This is a genomic window from Pedobacter suwonensis (genome assembly GCF_900111825.1).
Lineage (GTDB): Bacteria > Bacteroidota > Bacteroidia > Sphingobacteriales > Sphingobacteriaceae > Pedobacter > Pedobacter suwonensis.
Genome location: NZ_FOJM01000036.1, coordinates 1 through 3,237, shown reverse-complemented (window position 1 = coordinate 3,237; position 3,237 = coordinate 1). Strand labels below are relative to the sequence as shown.

The following is a 3,237-nucleotide window of genomic DNA, read 5'->3' as shown; positions in this document are numbered from 1 at the left end:
TTTGACGGTAAACGGGAAGATCGACCGCAGGGGGCTCCCCGAAGTTGACCTTTCGGCGGAGGATCACTATGTTGCAGCCCGCGGAGCGATGGAGGAACTGTTGGTTTCGATCTGGTCCGATGTGCTGAAGCTTTCGCCTGATCGGATCAGTGTGACACGGAGTTTCTTCGACCTGGGGGGGCACTCGCTGAAGGCGATGAACCTGGTGAACCGCATCCGCAAGGAAACGGGCAGCGAGGTTGCGCTGAAGACGATCTTCAGCCACCAGGATATCCGGAGCTTATCGCTTCATATGTCAGGCCTTTCGGGCGGCCCGGCTTATTCGGCTATTTTGCCTGCTGTGGATAAGCCCCATTATGTTTTATCTTCGGCGCAGAAGCGGCTGTATTTTTTATACGAGTTTGACCGGTCTTCGCTGGCCTACAACATGCCGCAGGCGGTATGGCTCAAAGGTGAAGTGGACCGTGCGCGTTTGCTGCGTTCCTTTGAACAGCTGGTGGGCAGGCACGAGATCCTGCGGACAAGCTTTGTGCTGCTGGGCGATGAGCCATTCCAGGTGATCGGTGACGGTTCGGGCTTTACGGTAACGGAGTACGATGCGGATGAGGAAGGTGTTTCCGTGGTAATGTCCGGTTTCGTCCGCCCCTTTGACCTTTCCCGCGGTCCTTTGATCCGTGTGGGGCTGGTTAATGTTTCCCCCGGACTGACACTGCTGATGGTCGACATGCACCATATCATCAGCGACGGGGTTTCCCATGGGATCCTGATCGGTGACTTCATGTCGTTTTACAGCGGTGAAGACCCTGGCCCAGTGGGGCTTCAGTACAAGGATTATGCGGAGTGGCAGCAGGGTGCTGCTGAGCAGGAGCGGATGCTGGGCCAGAAATCGTTCTGGCTGTCCGAGTACGGGGAGCTTCCCCTGGCGCTGGAACTTCCGCTGGACTATCCTCGCACCAAAGGTGCATCCCACCCCGGAGGGAGTTATGGCCTGGAGCTGGATGAGGCGACCACCTCCTCGCTCCGCCGTCTGGGCGAGGAGGAGGGTGCCACGCTGTTCATGGTGCTGTTGTCTGTTTATACGGTTTTTCTCGGCCGCCTGTGCAATTCGGATGATGTTGTGGTGGGTACACCTGTTGCGGGACGCGGCCATGCCGACCTTGATGGGGTGATGGGTGTTTTTATCAATATGCTTGCCCTGCGGAACCGGCCCCGTGGAGACTTGAGTTTCAGGGCGTTTTTAAAGGAAGTTCGCTCGCATGCCCTTTCCTGTTTTGAGCACCAGGACTTTCAGTACGAGGATTTGGTTGATGAGCTGAACCTGCCGCGTGATACGGGACGTACACCCCTTTTTGATGCGACTTTTTCCTACCAGAACTTTGATGGCAGCTCGCTGTCGATTCCCGGGCTGGAGCTTTTACCTTATGGCCAGGGCAGTGGCATTTCGAAGTTCGACCTGTCGCTTTTTGCCTCGGAGGATTCCGGAGGTCTTCAGCTGAGCCTGGTTTATTCGACGGGTCTTTTCAGTGCTTCCACGGTTCGGGGTTTCGGGACTTACCTGGAACAGCTTTTCAGGAGTGTTGCTGCCGGTCCGGGGCTTTCCCTGGGGGAGCTGAACCTGCTGCCTGCCGGGGAACGTTCGGCTTTGCTGGAACTGGGCAAGGGAGCAGGTTTTGTTTACGGACGTGAAAAAACGGTTGTGGATTTGTTCTGTGAACAGGCGAGGCAGCATGCGGACTCGGTTGCGGTGGTTTATGAAGGGGGTGTGCTCCGTTACGGCGAACTGGACGGGCTTTCCAACCAGCTGGCCTCGCTGCTCCGGGATACCTACGGGATCCGTCCGGGCGATACGGTTGGGATCAGTGTGGGTGGCAGTGAGCTGCTGCTGGTTGGGATCCTTGGGATTCTGAAAGCGGGCGGGGTTTATGTCCCTTTTGATGTTGATTATCCTGCCGACCGCAAGTCCTACCTGTGTTCGGATGCGGGGATCCGTTTGCTGCTGAGCGTTACCGACCATGTTTTTGATGCGGTGGACTATTACGGAGGAGCCATCATGGCCCTTGATGCGGAGCTTGACTGTGATGCATTGGGTTACAGCAGGCCTGTTGTGCCTTTGACGGGCAATAGCCTGGCCTATATCAGTTATACCTCTGGCAGTACGGGCAGCCCCAAGGGGGTGATGGTTCCGCACCAGGGTATCCTGCGTTTGCTTCACCTGAGTGATATTGAACTGGGTGAACCGACTGTAACGCTGCAGTTGTCCCCGGTATCTTTCGATGCGGCAACCTTTGAGATCTGGGCTGCGCTGCTGAGCGGAGGTAAGGTGGTGATGAAGGGGGATGGCCTTATTGACCTTTCGGGCCTTCATGGCCTGATCGAAAGTCATGGCGTCAACACGCTCTGGCTGACCTCGGGTCTTTTGGACCAGTGGTGTGAGGGTGATCTTTCGGGCCTTCCGCTGCGTTATGTACTGTCAGGGGGGGATGTTGTCCGTGCGGCATCGGTTGCAAAGGTTTACCGTCAGTTGCCCGGGGTATGTGTTTACAATGGTTACGGGCCGACCGAGAATACGACATTTACCTGTATGTATGCGATCCCTCGGGGGATAGCTGATCAGTCTCATATCCCGATCGGCCGCCCGGTGATGGGTACTGATGTTTACGTGCTGGGCAGGAGTGGTGGCCTGAGCCCGCTTGGTGTTTCCGGAGAGCTTTGTGTTTCGGGTTTCGGGCTGGCACAGGGTTATGTGGGGAATGATGCTTTAACCCGAGAGAAGTTTGTGGCGAATCCCTTCGAAGAAAATAGTTTGATGTACCGTACCGGCGACCTTGTGCGCTGGGGAGATGATGGGAACCTGGAGTTCCTGGGGAGGATGGACAGCCAGGTAAAGATCCGTGGATACCGGATCGAGCCCGGAGAGATCGAGGTGGTGATGGGCGGTCTGGACGGGATAAACCAGGTGCTGGTCGAGGTAGTTGGCGATGGGCCGGAGAAAGCACTGGTGGCCTATTATACCACCCTGAGCGGTTTGGCTGTTGAGGATTTAAAGGAACGAGTGAAAGAACTGCTACCCGATTATATGCTGCCGTCTTATTACGTTCATTTGGCTTCTTTTCCTTTGACGTTAAACGGAAAGATCGACCGGCGGAAGCTTCCTGTTGTGGAGCTATCCGGGGAATCGGATTACCATGCCCCTTCCGGTGAGATGGAGGAGCTTCTGGTTTCGGTCTGGTCTGAAGT

The 3,237-nt window shown here is 56.1% G+C and carries 1 protein-coding gene; it reads left to right on the top strand.

The window, feature by feature from the left end; genetic code table 11:
* A partial coding sequence (locus BM107_RS24425; protein WP_139222343.1) for a non-ribosomal peptide synthetase occupies positions 1-3,237 on the top strand: 3,237 nt, incomplete at both ends.